15 protein-coding genes, 1 tRNA gene and 2 pseudogenes are annotated in these 14867 nt (G+C 66.3%); 6 read left to right on the forward strand and 12 right to left on the reverse strand.

Going from position 1 to position 14867, the window contains the following annotated elements; translation table 11 throughout:
• Nucleotides 1-163: 163 nt before the first annotated feature.
• The 5 genes and pseudogenes from L6444_RS30645 to L6444_RS15290 all read right to left on the reverse strand — a co-directional run bounded on the left by L6444_RS30645 (nt 164) and on the right by L6444_RS15290 (nt 4915).
• Nucleotides 164-936 (reverse strand): annotated as a pseudogene (locus L6444_RS30645) (SDR family NAD(P)-dependent oxidoreductase).
• 37 nt (nt 937-973) lie between these two features.
• The gene (locus L6444_RS15275) at nt 974-1798 is read right to left on the reverse strand and encodes a mycofactocin-coupled SDR family oxidoreductase (protein WP_236975009.1); all 825 of its coding nucleotides are present in this window, start codon (nt 1796-1798) and stop codon (nt 974-976) included.
• Between the two features lie 7 nt (nt 1799-1805).
• A complete protein-coding gene (locus tag L6444_RS15280) occupies nt 1806-2798 on the reverse strand; it encodes a hypothetical protein (protein ID WP_236984157.1) in 993 nt (330 codons plus the stop codon).
• 71 nt (nt 2799-2869) lie between these two features.
• Complete coding sequence (locus tag L6444_RS15285) at nt 2870-4024, reverse strand: sulfotransferase family protein (RefSeq protein ID WP_236975011.1); 1155 nt, start codon at nt 4022-4024, stop codon at nt 2870-2872.
• A 3-nt stretch (nt 4025-4027) separates the two neighbouring features.
• A complete protein-coding gene (locus L6444_RS15290; RefSeq protein ID WP_373877337.1) occupies nt 4028-4915 on the reverse strand; it encodes an SDR family NAD(P)-dependent oxidoreductase in 888 nt (295 codons plus the stop codon).
• 103 nt (nt 4916-5018) lie between these two features.
• On the opposite strand from L6444_RS15290, the gene L6444_RS15295 reads away from it, so the two are divergent.
• The 4 genes from L6444_RS15295 (at nt 5019) to L6444_RS15310 (ending at nt 6946) form a co-directional block, all read left to right on the forward strand.
• Entirely contained in the window at nt 5019-5999 is a 981-nt protein-coding gene (locus L6444_RS15295) for a LysR family transcriptional regulator (RefSeq protein WP_236975015.1), read from the forward strand.
• 79 nt (nt 6000-6078) lie between these two features.
• The gene (locus tag L6444_RS15300; protein WP_236975017.1) at nt 6079-6312 is read left to right on the forward strand and encodes a hypothetical protein; all 234 of its coding nucleotides are present in this window, start codon (nt 6079-6081) and stop codon (nt 6310-6312) included.
• Between the two features lie 101 nt (nt 6313-6413).
• Nucleotides 6414-6487: transfer RNA gene (locus L6444_RS15305), tRNA-Pro, on the forward strand.
• 246 nt (nt 6488-6733) lie between these two features.
• Entirely contained in the window at nt 6734-6946 is a 213-nt protein-coding gene (locus L6444_RS15310) for a hypothetical protein (RefSeq protein ID WP_236975019.1), read from the forward strand.
• Here L6444_RS15310 and der read toward each other — a convergent pair.
• The 6 genes and pseudogenes from der to L6444_RS15340 all read right to left on the reverse strand — a co-directional run bounded on the left by der (nt 6943) and on the right by L6444_RS15340 (nt 12120).
• Nucleotides 6943-8343 (reverse strand): ribosome biogenesis GTPase Der, encoded by a 1401-nt coding sequence (gene der, locus L6444_RS15315; protein WP_236975021.1) that lies wholly within the window; start codon nt 8341-8343, stop codon nt 6943-6945. The two genes, L6444_RS15310 and der, sit on opposite strands and share 4 nt — an antisense overlap.
• Entirely contained in the window at nt 8340-9023 is a 684-nt protein-coding gene (cmk, locus tag L6444_RS15320) for a (d)CMP kinase (protein WP_236975037.1), read from the reverse strand. Before cmk ends, der begins: the two co-directional genes overlap by 4 nt.
• On the reverse strand, nt 9020-9772 hold the full coding sequence (locus tag L6444_RS15325; RefSeq protein ID WP_236975039.1) for a pseudouridine synthase: 753 nt from the start codon (nt 9770-9772) through the stop codon (nt 9020-9022). The genes cmk and L6444_RS15325 overlap by 4 nt, the downstream gene beginning before the upstream one ends.
• A complete protein-coding gene (gene scpB / locus L6444_RS15330) occupies nt 9772-10464 on the reverse strand; it encodes an SMC-Scp complex subunit ScpB (RefSeq protein WP_236975052.1) in 693 nt (230 codons plus the stop codon). The genes L6444_RS15325 and scpB overlap by 1 nt, the downstream gene beginning before the upstream one ends.
• On the reverse strand, nt 10465-11271 hold the full coding sequence (locus tag L6444_RS15335; RefSeq protein ID WP_370653174.1) for a segregation/condensation protein A: 807 nt from the start codon (nt 11269-11271) through the stop codon (nt 10465-10467).
• Nucleotides 11259-12120 (reverse strand): annotated as a pseudogene (locus tag L6444_RS15340) (ParA family protein). Before L6444_RS15340 ends, L6444_RS15335 begins: the two are co-directional and overlap by 13 nt.
• A gap of 134 nt (nt 12121-12254) precedes the next feature.
• Here L6444_RS15340 and L6444_RS15345 point away from each other — a divergent pair.
• Nucleotides 12255-13007 carry an O-methyltransferase gene (locus L6444_RS15345; protein WP_236975056.1) on the forward strand — a complete coding sequence of 251 codons (753 nt, stop codon included), beginning with the start codon at nt 12255-12257 and terminating at the stop codon, nt 13005-13007.
• A gap of 38 nt (nt 13008-13045) precedes the next feature.
• Nucleotides 13046-13897 carry an SdpI family protein gene (locus L6444_RS15350; RefSeq protein WP_236975058.1) on the forward strand — a complete coding sequence of 284 codons (852 nt, stop codon included), beginning with the start codon at nt 13046-13048 and terminating at the stop codon, nt 13895-13897.
• A gap of 33 nt (nt 13898-13930) precedes the next feature.
• Here the strand turns inward: L6444_RS15350 and xerD are convergent, their stop codons facing one another.
• Entirely contained in the window at nt 13931-14863 is a 933-nt protein-coding gene (xerD, locus tag L6444_RS15355; RefSeq protein ID WP_236984158.1) for a site-specific tyrosine recombinase XerD, read from the reverse strand.
• Nucleotides 14864-14867 lie beyond the last annotated feature (4 nt).

Below are 14867 nucleotides of genomic sequence, written 5' to 3' on the forward strand. Positions count from 1 at the left end.
CCCGAGAAATTTTAGGTGTCTTCAGGGCGTCAGAGGCAAGAATTCCTCAGGATGGCCTACCCGGTGTGTCGGCAGGACGCTTACCCGTCGGCGCCGAAGTCGTAGCACCGCGCCATCACGCTGGTAGCCCTACCCCATCGTGTCTGATCCCGGCAAGTCTTCCCTACTGGCGCATGTGGGCGGCGCCGCCGATGTACCAGCATTGCCCGTTGATCCACTCCGCCTCGTCCGATAACAGGAAGGTCGTTATGGCGGCGAGATCGGACGGCTGACCGATGCGGGTGGTCCTGGCCGCGGCGATGAACATCTCTTGCAGAGAATGAAGACCAGCACGTTCCTGTGTTTCGCCCCAGACGAGACCCGGCATGACGCAGTTGCTCCGGACCCCGTGCTTGCGTAGTTGTTTGCGACGTGGCGGGTCAACTGGTTGACCGCTGCCTTTGCGGCGTTGTAGGCGACATGCATTGGGTCGCCGGTGCCAAGCGATCCGCCCGACGAGGTGTTGACGATGCTGCCGGTGCCCTGCTCGATCAGATGCGGCAGCACCGCGCGGATGGTTCGGACGTAGCCGAGCAGATCTACCTCGAGCGTGCGTCGCCAGATATCCATACTGGTGTCGAGCACGGTGAAGTCGCTGCCGTTGACTTCGGCGGACAGATCCGCGCCGACGTTGAACAACCCGTGCAGCGAATCGAATTCGCTGAGCGTCTGCTGCACCAACTGCGCCACGGAGGCTTCGTCGGCCAAGTCGAATTCGACGGCGATGGCGCGGCCATCGAGGGCGTTCAGCGCCTCGGCCGTTCGCGTCGCGCCGGCAAAATTGATGTCGCCGACGACGACATTTGCGCCTTCTTCGGCGAGCCGTCGTGCTGTTCCGGCTCCGATCCCGGTGGCACCCCCGGCGACGATGAACGTCTTGTCGGCTAAGCCGCGCATGGAACTCCTTCAGTCGTGAGGTGGCTGGTCCGGACGGTCAGCAATTAGCCACCCCGATGTCGACTGAAATCGCGGCTGCGGTAACGAATTTCGACTGCTCCGATGCCAGCCATGCGACGGCGTCGGCGATGTCTTCGGGCTGCGCGATCCCCTGTGGCAACAGCGGTGTGTGCAGATTTGCAAGGTGGGGGTTCGTCTCTCGCGCCGCTGTCAGCGCCTCGATCAATCCCCCGGTGGTCACCATGGGGCTGGCCACTGAACCGGGGTGCACGCTGTTCACCCGGATGTTGTGCATGCCGAGTTCGGCTGCGAAACCCTTTGCCATGCCGGTGATTGCGTGCTTGCTCGCGGTGTAGTGAACCATGAACGCCTGCATCTTCACACCGGCCGCGGATCCGATGAGGATGATCGATCCGCCTTGCCCGCCCCGGATGATGTGCGGAGCGCCGGCCATGACCGTGTTCCAGGTGCCCGTGACGTTCGTTTCGATGGTGTCGCGGAAGGCCGCAGCGGTGATCTGATCCCATGGCGCGGGCGTACATATCCCGGCGTTGGCCACGATGACGTCGAGGCGGCCCAGTTCGGCAACGGCTCGGTCGACGGCGGCGGTGAGTGCGTCCAGATCGCGAATATCGTTGGCGGCCTGAATAACCCGCCGACCGTTGGCTTTCACCAGACGCGCCGTTTCGGCCAGGTCGTCGGGGGTGGGCGATACGTAGCGAACGCTCGGCGGAAGCGGCCCCGCGATATCGACGGCAATGATGTCGGCGCCGTCGGCACTCAACCGTTGGGCGTGCGCACGGCCTTGACCGCGTGCGGCGCCGGTGACAAGTGCCACTTTCCCGGCCAGATCTGTGCCCATCAGATGCCTAACCGCGTTCGATCTTGTCGAGCGGGTTGGACCGCTCGAGCATGCCGTATGTCTGTTCGGTGTCCCAGCGATAACGCACGCCCGCTTGCTGCAGCGCGGGGAAGCTGGGCATCTCCTTCTTGAGTGCGTGCATCGAGTACATGTCATCGTCGTGGTGGATGTCGTGGGTGGAGAAGACCGTTTCCCCCTCGATGTGCACTGTGCCGTCGGCGGTTTCCAGAACCAGTGACACGTCTTCACCCGCGGCCTGCAATCTGGTCAGCCAGGGAGCCGCGACCACGCGCGCCGGGACGAGTGGACCGTCACCGCTGAACAGGTACCCCTCGTTGAATGTGGGTTGACCATCAGGGCGCGGCGGATAGGCGATGTATCCAAACGCCCTGCCGCTGGGAAAGACCGCCGATTGCCAGCTGTGCCCCCAGAACCCGGCGAGCCTACGCACGCCCTGACGACGGATGCGCAATCCGCTGCCGGTGAAGGCTTTGCGTTCGCCGCCGTCGATGGTGACCGAACCGGTTGCGGTGTAGAGCTGCTCGTAGCGCGAACCTCCCATCAGGTCACCTTCGACCGACGTCTTGAGCCGCTTGCCGGCATCGGTCCGCAGGCTGCCCTGGACCCACGGCGGAACAGCCATCGTCGCCTCGACGTCGAATTCGACGTCGATCATGGGTCCGTCCTTGCGTCCGGCGACAAGATCTTGTGACGTGGTCTGCAGCGCCTTGCCCCGGTAGGTCATCGTCCACACGGAAAACGGCTCGACGCAACGGAAAACGAGTCCGCCGGCGCCCAGTATGGTGGGCTTGCCTTCCGGTCCGGTCGCGGGCAACGAGTTCGCGTTGGTGCGTAGCCGGTACACCCGCCCGTCGGGGTAGGCGAGATTGACCTGAATGTCGTGCGCGTCCCAATTCGCGGCGACCGCCTCGATACCGATGCGCGGCAGTCCCACCTGGCCGCGGTCGTCGACGGTCCAAAAGCTCACCGAGTCGCGCATTTCCGGGTTGTCGGGACGCTGCTCGAACACGTACTCGCAAATCGGATCGATACCGCCGGTTAAGTCGACTGTCATTCGTTCGCCTGCCTTTCGGTGGTGTCGTGGTTCGTCCACCGCGCCGCAGCGTCGACGTAGGCCGCGAAGAGTGGACGCACCCTATCGAGGTCGATGCCGAACTCGGCGGGGTCGGCGCGGTGGCTGGGCTCACGTTCGGCCGCGGCGTGCGTCCACCAGCTGTGCATGCGGGCGGTGAACTCGTCGCTCACCGGTTCGCCCAGCCAGTGGTAGAGCCTGCCGACCTCGCCGACGGGATCGGCCTGCATGGCACGAAAGTCGATGTCGTAGCAGCGTTTATCGGCACCGGCACGGCGGAACTGTAGAGTCCGCTGCATTCCCAGCGACCAGTGCTCGACGTTCAATCGACCGATGTAGGGCCGGTCGATGTCATCGGTGAACGATCCGACGATGTCGGCGTACAACTCGGCCACCGACAGGATCACATCCGTGGGGTCACGGTGGGTCATGACATACCGGGCGTCGGGGAACACCGAGTCGAGCGCCTCGAGCCACAACACGTGTGAGGGACATTTCAACCGCCAGGGCCGGGCGGGCTCGCCCCACTGCAGCAACTTCAGCACGCGGCGCTGGTATTGCAGTGTCGATGTCAGGTCGGCATCCTCCACCAGCCACCGTGAGTAGGACGGAACCTGGGCGAACGACTGAAAGATGTGGGAGGCGAAACTCAGCGCCATCAGTTCGTGGCACTCCATCGGGCCGTGCGTATCGCCGGGCACGTGGTAGCGGGTGCCGATCATCTCGCCCTTGTCCTTGGGAACGCGTGGGTCGGCGCCCTGCACGGTTGACGGCGGTGGGCAGGGTTGCGCCGACTCCCACCGCCGCAGATAACGCACCGCGGGGTCCTGTGCGAGCAGCATGGACAGCGCCGTCGAACCGGTGCGGGGTAGGCCGAGCCCGATCAGGGGCGCCTGGCAGGGCACCTCGTCGATCTCGGGGTGACGCCGATACCAGTCCTCCACCTGCAGTCGCTGCCCGAGATAGCCCACAATGCGCTGGGTGATGAACGCATCACCGCGGGAATTCAGTCGAGCCTCGTCACGCAGCGCGGCGAGCAATGTCGACAGACCCTCTTCGTAGGACTCGTCGCCGAAGTCCCGCAGCCCAGTTCGAGCAATTGCGGCGTCCTGTATCTCGCTGAGCGACAGCATGTTTCAGCCCATCCACTGTCCGCCGGCAACATCGATGGTCTGTCCGCACATGTAACTGGCCGCTTCTGAAGCCAAGAACGCAACCATGTTGGCGGCCTCTTCGGGTAGCGAGGCGCGACCCAGCTGAACCTGGGTGGTGATTGCTTCCAGGATTGCGCCACGCCCGGCATGGTGCGCCGGGGTCTGCGGATCGAACAGATACTGCTTCATCTGTTCTTTGATCATGATGCCGGGCGCTACGCAGAACACGTTGACTCCGCGCAGCGCCACCTCGTGCGCGAGATTTCGGGTGAACCCGATGACGCCTGCCTTGCAGGCGTTGTACGCGACCAGGCCGCGCTGTTGGATCCGCCCACCGACCGACCCGATGTTGATGATCGTCCCCGATCCCTGCGGCAACAGGTACTGCAGCGCGGCGTGAGCGCCGTACATCATCATGGTGAGGCTGCCCAGGACCGTGAGGTCGATGTCGGCTTTCGTCTGCGTCTCGAAGGGTCCGGCAGCGACCATGACGGGGTTGTTGATCATGATGTCCAGGCCGCCGAGCTTCTCGTGCGCCTCACCGACCGCGCCGTGTATCTGATCCCAATCCGACATGTCTGCCCGAACCGGTACGGTGTTGACTCCCCACCGCTGCGCGATCTCCTCGGCTCGGCGCTGTAGCGGCTCCAAAGTCCGACCAACCAGAGCGATGTCCGCGCCGGATCCAGCCAGACGATTGGCGATCGCGTGTCCCAAGCCATCGCCGCCGGCGCCGGTGCAGAACGCTTTCTTCCCGGTCAGGTCCATCAGTTCGGTCACGCGCTTGCCGACGATGTGGGTCGGCAGCTTGTCGAGATTCAGTGCGGCGACTGCCTCTGCATCGTCCACCGTCACGGGCGCTCCTTCGATCGGCTCGATGGCGACGATATGGCCCTGGTACGCAGCTGCGGTAATACCGATTGCGGTGTTCAGTCATGCCTTTTCTCGATGGCTGGTATACGTCTACTGACATATGGACACGCACCGGTTGAAGTACTTCCTACGCATCGCGGAGGAAGGGTCGATCACGCGTGCAGCCGAACTGCTGGGCATCGCGCAGCCCGCGCTGAGCCGCCAGCTGCAGCTACTCGAAGAAGACCTGGGCGTCGAGTTGTTTCGGCGCACCCGCCGCGGCGTCCAGTTGACAGACGCAGGCGAACGTTTACGCGCCGCGACGGCGGCGCCGCTGCGTCAGCTGGATCTAGCCGTCAAATACGCTGCGTCGCCCTTGGCACGGCTCAAGCGCAACATGCTGCTCGGCCTACCGGAGACGGCAATTGACGTTCTCGCCGCCCCGCTGATCGGCAGTCTCAGCGCGGCATTCCCCAACGCCGTGTTCTCGATAACCGCCGGCAGCACTGACCATCTCGTCGAAGCCATGCTGAGGGGAAGCGTCGACGTCGCATTGATCAATCCGGTACCCGACGACAGGGTGTTCTACCGCGCGCTGGTTGAAGAAGAGCTGGTTGTCGTGGGCGGCCCGCAATCACATCTGCAGGCCGACCAGGCGGTTACGTTCGAAGAGCTCGCGACCTTGCCCCTGGTGATCCCCCGCTCCCCGACCGGCATCGGTGCAATTCTCGAGAACGCCGCTCTGCGAACGAAAGTCAAAGTGAGCTACCGAGCATCCAGCGACTCCGTCGCGGTCGCCAAAGCACTCTTTGCGGCAGGTACGGCTTACGGGGTGTTGCCTCTGTCCGCGTGCAACCACGACATCGGTGTCGGACGATTGCGTTATGCGCCATGCGATCCCGTTCTCAACCAGCAACTGGGAGTAGCCGCGACGACGCGCCTGGAGCTACCCCGAGAACTCACCGCGAAGATCGGCGAAGTGCTACGCGAGGAGACCGCCGACCTCATTCGGTCCGGCCGGTGGCCGGCGCGGTTGCTGGCGCCGCAACGGTGGGACCCCAACGTCCCGGACTCTTCGACCACCTCGGGAGCCGACGCTTAGGTCCCGGACTGCTCTTTCGGCCCGGTGCGGCGCCTGGCGACACCCGATCGTCTGGGCGCCAAGCTTTAAGGTGGGCGGCATGAGCGAACGCCCATACCTGCGCCTGGTAACGGAACCGGTGTCGCGTCCCGATCTGCGTCACGCGCGACGGCGTGATGTGGTCGACTACCCTGTCTCGGATTCCGCTCGGTACCAACTGCCCGCCTACCAAGTCCTGCGCAACGCGACCGACCAGCCCATCAGCTGGGCCCAGCAAAACGTCGTGAGTCCTGCCGCAGCAGCATTGGCGCGGGAGGCGCTCGGCGGAAGTTGAAAGCTGTCGGCGCCTGCGGGCACATTCAGAGCCGTTTCGGAGACCGCGACGAACCTGATGTATGGTTCCCTAGCGTCTGTCGTCTTGTTGCGGCAGACTCGCGGGCTGTGGCGCAGCTTGGTAGCGCACTACACTGGGGGTGTAGGGGTCGCAGGTTCAAATCCTGTCAGCCCGACCGCATCGGTCTCGGACCTCGGAATAGTGTCCAGCCTGGGGTTGCTTCGACTCCAACAGTCGTCATGTGTCCACAACGCGCCAATCTCGCCCGAGCGGGCTCACTGATGGCAGCCGCGTGGTTCGCGCTGTGCGGCCACTCCGTCTCCTGGCCGCTTGAGCCGTGCCGCTATGACTTACTCGTTTGGATCGGCGCTGCAGTACAACGCATCCAGGTCAAGACGACCACGGTGAAGCAAGCGGGTGAGTGGACCGCGTGGATTTCCAATTCCGGCAAGTACGCGCGACATCTGATCCCGAAGAGATCGATTATTTTTTCGTCATCGACGGCGACTTCGCCTACTACCTGATCCCGGTCGCGGCCGTCGGCGGTCTGACGGCGATCCGACTGACGGCGTATTCGCAGTACCGGCTGCCCACCGCACCGATCGACAGCGCAACCAGACCCGGTCCGCCCTAGCGACGCCGAGCGCCCCGCTTCTCCCGCACCCGCACATTGATCCGGATCGGCGAACCCTCGAACCCGAACGTTTCCCGCAGCCGCCGCTCCAGGAACCTTCGGTAACCGGCCTCCAAGAAACCGGACGTGAACAGCACGAACGTCGGCGGGCGGGCCGTCGCCTGCGTCGCGAACAGGATGCGCGGCTGCTTACCGCCGCGCACCGGGGGCGGCGTCGCGGCGACCACCTCTTTGATCCAGGTGTTCAGTGGGCCGGTGGCGATCCTGGTGTCCCAGGACGCCAGGGCTTTCTCCATCGCCGGCACCAGCTTCTGCACCGCACGGCCGGTCTTGGCGGAGATGTTGACCCGCTCCGCCCACCGCACCTGCACCAGCTCGCGGTCGATCTCGCGGTCCAGCAGATCGCGGCGGTCCTCGTCGACCAGATCCCACTTGTTGTAGGCCAGCACCAGCGCCCGTCCGGCCTCGATCACCATCGACAGCACCCGCAGATCCTGCTCGGTCAACGGCTGGGACGCATCGATCAGCACGATCACCACCTCGGCGGCGTCGATGGCACTGTGCGTACGCACCGAGGCGTAGAACTCGTGACCGCTGGCCTGACCGACCTTGCGGCGCAGCCCCGCGGTGTCCACGAACCGCCACACCTTGCCGTCCAGCTCGATCAGCGAGTCCACCGGGTCCACGGTGGTGCCGGCCGCGTCGTGCACCACCGAACGCTGGTCGCCGGCCAGCTTGTTCAGCAGCGAACTCTTACCGACGTTGGGTTTGCCGACCAGCGCCACCCGCCGCGGACCGCCGGCACCTGCCGCCGATTCCGCAACCTCGGGCAGCGCGCCCAGCACCGCGTCGAGCAGATCGGCGACTCCGCGACCGTGCATGGCACTGATCGCGTACGGCTCCCCCAGCCCCAGCGACCACAGTTCGGCCGCATCGGCTTCCACCCGTTCGTTGTCAACCTTGTTGGCGGCCAGGAACACTGGCTTGCCGGAGCGCAGCAGGATCCGGGCGGCGGCTTCGTCGGCGGTGGTCGCGCCCACGGTGGCGTCGACCACCAGGATCACCGCGTCCGCGGTGCGCATGGCCACCGACGCCTGTTCGGCCACCAGTTGCTGCAGGCCCTTGGCGTCGGGCTCCCAGCCTCCGGTGTCCTGCACGACGAACCGGCGGCCGGTCCACAGCGCGTCGTAGGACACCCGGTCGCGGGTCACCCCGGGGACGTCCTGCACCACCGCTTCGCGCCGGCCGATGATCCGGTTGACCAGAGTCGACTTGCCGACGTTGGGACGCCCGACGATGGCCACCACCGGCGCCGGGCCCGCCTCACCCGACTCCTCGGAATCGGAATCAGTTAATTCCCAGTCACTTTCGTCCGACCAGGTGCCATCCTCGGTCACCGCACCGCCTCACTTCGCTGGGTGACCAACTCCTGCAAGTGGGCAACCACCTGGGATTCGGTCATGTCGCCGGTGTCGACGACGATCGCATCGCTGGCCGCCCGCAACGGCGAGACCGCCCGGGTGGAGTCCAGGTGGTCGCGGCGGCGCACGTCAGCCAGCACCGCCTCGTAGTCGTCGGGAAACCCGGCCCGGACGTTCTGCGCGTTGCGGCGCTGCGCGCGGGTCTCGGCTGAAGCCGTGAGGAAGATCTTCACCGGTGCTTCGGGAAACAGCACGGTGCCGATGTCGCGGCCCTCCACCACGATGGGCCCGTCGCCCCGCGACAGTTCGCGCTGAATGTCGACCAACCGCGTCCGCACCGCCGGCACCGCTGACACCGCCGACACCGCCCGGGTGACGTCGTCGGCCCGGATCTGTGCCGAAACATCTTCTCCGCCAAGCAGAAAGCTGCTGACATCGGGGTCGTAGCCGACGGATATCTCTACCTCCGAAGCACAACGCGCAACAGCTTCGGCGTCGGACGGATCGATGCCGGCCCGCAGCACGGCCAGCGTCACCATCCGGTACATCGCCCCGGTATCGAGGAACCGTGCACCCAGACCGCGCGCCAAACCCCTTGACACCGAGGACTTTCCGGTTCCGGCCGGACCGTCGATCGCGATCACCAGGCCGCTCACAGCCCGACCGCCTGATACAGTTTCCCGATCTCGTCGTGCCGCAGCGCACGCACCGAGCCCGGCCGCTGCTTGCCCAGCGTCACCGCACCGATATCGGTGCGCACCAACGCTTCCACCGGAAACCCCACGGCAGCCAGCATCCGGCGCACGATGCGGTTGCGTCCCTCGTGCAGCGTCACCCGCACCAGCGTCTTGCCCGGAATCGAATCCACCAGCGCGAAGTCGTCAACCCGCACCGGGCCGTCCTCCAATTCGATGCCGGCGCGCAACTGCTTGCCCAACCCGCGCGGCACCGTACCCGTCACAGTCGCAAGGTAGGTCTTGGGCACTTCGTGGGACGGGTGCATCAACCGGTGCGCCAGCTCCCCGTCGTTGGTCAGCAGGATCAGCCCCTCGGTGTCGGCGTCCAGCCGGCCGACGTGGAAAAGTTTCTTGTTGCCCCGGACTTTTCGCTCGATCAGGTCGCCGATGCAGGGGCGGCCGCGATCGTCCGACATGGTGGAGTGCATGCCGCGCGGCTTGTTGAGCGCCAGGTAGACCAGCGAGTCGTCGAGCACCACCCTGGCCCCGTCCACGCGGATCACCGACGCGTCGGGATCGACCCGGGTACCCAGCTCGGTCACCACCTGCCCGTCCACCTCGACCCGGCCCTCGACGATCAGCTTCTCGGCCGCCCGGCGCGACGCAATCCCGGCCTGGGACAACACCTTCTGCAACCGGATGCCTTGCGGCTCTTCGAATTCGACCATCAGTCGCGGTCCACATCGAACGCCACAGCCGGATCGGACGGCCGGCCACCGGCCAGCTTCATGAAACGTGGCTCGCTGTCCAGGGATTCGCTGAGGTCGTCGATCGTGTCGACATCCGGGAGCAGCGGCGCGATGTCGGGCAACTCCGTCAAGGACGTCAAACCCAAACGCTCCAGAAACAATTCGGTGGTGGCGAACGTCACCGCACCGCTGTCCTCGTCGGTGCCGACTTCGGTGATCAGACCGCGGGCCAGCAAGGTGCGCATCACGGCGTCGACATTGACACCGCGCACGGCGCTGACCCGCGCCCGCGTCACCGGCTGGCGGTACGCGACCACGGCAAGAGTTTCCAGTGCCGCCCGGGTCAGCTTGGTCCGGGCACCGTCCAGCAACAGCTTCTCGACGTAGGGCGCGAACCGGGCCCGGGTGTAGAGCCGCCATCCCTCGCCGCCCTGCCGCAGGTCGATGCCGCTGTCGCGTTCGGTGAGCTCCTCGGACATCTGCTGCAGCTTCGCCGCGACCCGGTACACCGGCTGCTCGATGACGGTGGCCAGCGCCTCGGCGGTCACCGGGGAGTCCACCACCAGCAGCAGCGACTCCAGCACCCGGCCCAGTTCGTCGGGGTCCAGCTCCGCGGGCTCGGCGATATCGGGGATGCCAGCGTCGAGCTCGTCTGGCAGGTGTTCGGTCACTTACTCGTCTCGCACTTCTAGCAACGATTGGCTGGTGGGTCGTTCCCCGGTCCACGACACCTGGAGGACGCCAAGAGGCTCGGACTGGTCGAATGCTACCGCCCGGGAACGATACAGTTCGAGCAGCGCCAGGAAGCGCCCGACGATCTCGACCGGCGCCTTGCAGTCGGCGACCAGCTCCGAAAACGACGCCCACTGCCCGCTGCCGCGCCCCTCCAGCAGCGCCAAGATGTGCCTGGCCTGCTCCGGCACCGACACCGTCTCCATGTGCAGGTGCCCGACACCCACCGTCGGAACCGGCCGCGGGGTGAACGCGATCGCGGCGATCTCGGCGAACCGTGCGGCGTCCACCCCGATCATCACCTCGGGCAGCAGTCCGTCGAAGCGCTCCTCCAGCGACACCGACCGGGGATAGCTGCGCATCGCCGTCGCCTCCAGCTCGGCGAACATCTCCGCGACGTGCTTGAACGCCCGGTACTGCAGCAGCCGCGCGAACAGCAGGTCGCGCACCTCGAGCAGGGCCAGGTCCTCCTCGTCGTCGACCTGGCCGGCAGGTAGCAGCCGGGCGGCCTTCAAGTCCAGCAAGGTCGCGGCCACCACCAGGAAGGCGGTGGTCTCGTCGAGGTCCAACCGGGCGCCGATGGCCTTGGTGTAGGCGATGAAATCGTCGGTGACCTGGTGCAACGCCACCTCGGTGACGTCGAGCCGATGCGCGAAGATGAGCTGCAACAGCAGGTCGAACGGACCCTCGAAATTCGTCAGCCGAACCTGGAAGCCGCTCTCGGATGCGGCGTTCACACGCCGAATCGGTTGATGAACTCGCGCGCCAGCGCCCGATACGCGATGGCGCCGCTGGATCGGGGCGCCCACGTCGTGATGGGTTCTCCGGCGACGCTGGTCTCGGGGAAGCGCACGGTGCGGGTGATCACGGTGTCGAACACTAGATCACCGAACCGCTCCACGACGCGGGCCATCACCTCGCGGGAGTTGACGGTCCGCGGGTCGTAGCGGGTGATCAGGATCCCGCTGATGTCCAGTTTGGGGTTGAGCCGGTCGCGCACTTTGTCGACGGTGTCGGTGAGCAGCGCCAGCCCACGCAGGGAGAACTCGCACTCCGTCGGGATCACCACGCCTTCGGCGCAGGCCAGGCCGTTGACGGTGAGCAGGCCCAGTGACGGCTGGCAGTCGATCAGCACGTAGTCGTAGCGGTCCAGCAACGGATACAGCGCCCGTCCCAGCGTTTGCTCCCGACCCACCTCGTTGACCAGCTGAATCTCGGCGGCGGACAGATCGATGTTGCTGGGCACCAGGTCCAGGTTCTTGGACCCGGGTGTGGATCAGCACGTCGTCGATCGACACCCGCGGCTCGACCAGCACGTTGTGAATGGTCTTTTCCAGCTCGTAATGCGGGACACCCAGCCCGGCGGACAGCGCGCCCTGCGGGTCCATGTCCACCAGCAGCACCCGGCGGCCGTACTCGGCCAGCGCCGCCCCCAAGTTGATCGTCGAGGTGGTCTTGCCGACGCCGCCCTTCTGATTGCACATAGCGACGACCTTGGCCGGCCCGTGGCCGGTGAGCGGGGCAGGCTCGGGAATCGCCCGCGCCGGCCGGCCGGTGAGGCCGAGCTCCGGGCCGCTGTCCGGGTGGTCGGTCATACCCGGACGCGACTGGTGGTGACGGGCGTCTGCTGGGACATCGCAGGAAAGTCTAACGGCTGCGCCCGCCTGCGTAGGACGACCCGCAGGCAACTGTCAGCCCCGGTTTTCCGGGGGTGCGTAAGGTGGCACCGATGAGCCTCCTATCGCGTCTGCCCACCCTCGGATGGTCGATGCTGCGGATGGGACTCGGTGCCCGCTCGTTCAAGAACACCGGGCAGTTCGGCGATGGACGCGAAGCCGCCACCGTCGACTACGTCCTGAACAACGCCAAGCCGGGTGACGTGGACGACGCGCTGGCCACCATCGACAGGTTCGCCTACGAGAAGTCGATGTTGGTCAACGTCGGGGACGAAAAAGGGGAACTGCTCGACGCGGCGGTGCGGCGGGCCGATCCGGCGCTGGCGCTGGAGCTGGGTACCTACGTCGGATACAGCGCCATGCGCATCGCCCGCGCCGCACCGAAGGCGAAGGTGTACTCCGTCGAGTTCTCGGCAGCCAACGCCGCCAACGCCCGGCGGATTTGGGCGCATGCCGGCCTGGCCGAGCGGGTCACCTGTGTGGTCGGGACCATCGGCGACGGTGGGCGCACCCTGGACACACTGGCCAATGATCACGGATTTACTTCTGCCGCTTTGGATTTCGTGTTCATCGACCACGACAAAGCCGCTTACCTCGACGACCTGCTGAGCATCGTGCAGCGCGGCTGGCTGCATCCCGGCTCGATCGTGGTGGCCGACAATGTCAAAGTGCCGGGTGCGCCCAAGTACCGCGCCTACATGCGCGAGCAGCAGGGCAAGTCCTGGCATACCGTGGAGCACAAAACGCACGTCGAATACCAGTCGCTGGTGCCCGACCTGGTGCTGGAATCCGAATACCTCGGCTAGTCAAGTCCGGGCCGGCGGATGCGCATTCGGGTGCTCTCATGAGTGCGGTGGTGGAGCAGGCGCTCATCTGGGCGGTCCTGATCTCGATCACCCTGTCCGGCGGTAGCGCGTTAGTGATGTTCAGCTGCCGGCGGGCCGCCAAAGGCTCGTTGCCGCTGACGGAACCCAACGGGTACGGATGGCGCGGGAACGGGATCAAGACACCGTCGACGCTGCGCAGCGAGCAAGCGTGGCGGGCGGGTAACGGCGCCGCGGCCCGCCTGGCGCCGATGTATGTGCTGTTCAACCTTGCGGTCGTCGCGGCCCTGGTCGCGGCCGCCGCGCGGGGATGGCGTCTGATCGTCGCGATGATCGGCGGCACGGCCTTTGTCGCCTGGACCTGTCTGCTTATCGTGACCGCTGTCGTTGCCGGCCGTGCGGCACGTGCGGCTTCCGACCACCCGGCCGGTCAGCGGCCTGCCGTGGCTGAACCCGGGCCGACCGGCCACGCGGCGCCGGTCTCCGGGCGCACCGGCACGATCCTCGGCTGGATATGTGCATTCGCCGCGTGCGGACTGCTGCTGTATCTGTTCGGCACCATCGTGGACGGCTACCTATTGGCGATCCACCATCGGCTGCAACCCAATTCAACATTCGGGTTCCGCGACCCGGTGGCATCGTCATGCCTGCCGCACTGGTATGCCGCCCAGCGGGCGGGCTTCACCTGGATGCTGTTCGGCTACGGCACCGTCCTGGTCACGAGCCTGTCGCTGTGTGCCGCCGTGGCGATCAAGCGGCGCTCACCGTGGGACATCTGCCTGCTGGTGTTGGGCACCGTGTTGGTGCTGGTCGTCGTCCTGGTGCCGGCCGGCATTCATGCCGACACTGTGGCCCGTGCCGTCCCTTGCTGACGCGGCCCGTCGGTCGCAATCGTTTCGCTCCGATCACTGCGCCCGCGGGTGCGCCCCGGCCCACACCTCGCGCAGCGCGTGCACCGTGACCAGCGTATAGATCTGCGTCGTGGTCACCGAGGCGTGACCGAGCAACTCCTGCACCACCCGGACGTCGGCGCCGCCCTCGAGTAGATGGGTGGCGAACGAATGCCGCAGCATGTGCGGCGACACACCCGAGGTGATGCCGGCCCGATCGGCGGCGTCCTGCAGCACCTGCCACGCGCTCTGCCGGGACAGCCGGCCGCCCCGGGCATTGAGGAAGATCGCCGGAGTGCCGCGGCCACGGCGCGCCAGATCGGGGCGGCCACGCACCAGGTAGGCGTCCAGCGCCTGCACCGCGGGGCGCCCGATCGGCACCAGTCGCTGCTTACCGCCCTTGCCGCGCAACAACACCGAGCGGGCATGCGTGTCGATGTCGTCGACGTCCAGGCCCACCGCTTCGGAGATCCGCGACCCGGTGGAATACAGCAGTTCCAGCAACGCCCGGTTGCGCAGCGTCAACGGACCGTCGGCGGCGTCCTCGCCGCCGGCGGCCTCCAGCAACGCCAGCACCTGGTCGATGGTCAGGCTCTTGGGCAGCCGGCGTCCCGGTGTCGGCGGGCGCACCGACCGCGCCACGTCCACGGCGGCCAGTCCTTCGGCGGCGGCGAAGCGGTGCAGGCCGCGCACCGCGATCAGCGCCCGCGCCGCTGATACCGCGGACAGCGCCGCCGCCCCGGCCTCCGGATCGCCGCGGCGCAGCGCCACCAGGAACTCGGCGACGTCTTCTTCGCCGACCTGCGCCAAATCGTGAATTCCCCGCTCTTCCAGATGCTTCGAGTAGCGGCGCAGATCGCGACGGTAGGAGCTCAGCGTGTTGGCCGCGACGCCGCGCTCGATCGTCAGATGGTCGAGGTAGCCCTGCAGCTGCGCGTCGAGCGTCAGCGCC

Source organism: Mycobacterium kiyosense, from assembly GCA_021654635.1.
Lineage (GTDB): Bacteria > Actinomycetota > Actinomycetes > Mycobacteriales > Mycobacteriaceae > Mycobacterium > Mycobacterium kiyosense.

Bases quoted from the DNA above. Each gene is read 5' to 3' on its own strand.
- L6444_RS15300 (WP_236975017.1), top strand. From the start codon at position 6,079: ATGAGCGAACGCCCATACCTGCGCCTGGTAACGGAACCGGTGTCGCGT.
- L6444_RS15285 (WP_236975011.1), bottom strand. From the start codon at position 4,024: ATGCTGTCGCTCAGCGAGATACAGGACGCCGCAATTGCTCGAACTGGG.
- L6444_RS15350 (WP_236975058.1), top strand. From the start codon at position 13,046: ATGAGTGCGGTGGTGGAGCAGGCGCTCATCTGGGCGGTCCTGATCTCG.
- L6444_RS15275 (WP_236975009.1), bottom strand. From the start codon at position 1,798: ATGGGCACAGATCTGGCCGGGAAAGTGGCACTTGTCACCGGCGCCGCA.
- L6444_RS15325 (WP_236975039.1), bottom strand. From the start codon at position 9,772: ATGGTCGAATTCGAAGAGCCGCAAGGCATCCGGTTGCAGAAGGTGTTG.
- L6444_RS15295 (WP_236975015.1), top strand. From the start codon at position 5,019: ATGGACACGCACCGGTTGAAGTACTTCCTACGCATCGCGGAGGAAGGG.
- L6444_RS15280 (WP_236984157.1), bottom strand. From the start codon at position 2,798: ATGCGCGACTCGGTGAGCTTTTGGACCGTCGACGACCGCGGCCAGGTG.
- L6444_RS15345 (WP_236975056.1), top strand. From the start codon at position 12,255: ATGAGCCTCCTATCGCGTCTGCCCACCCTCGGATGGTCGATGCTGCGG.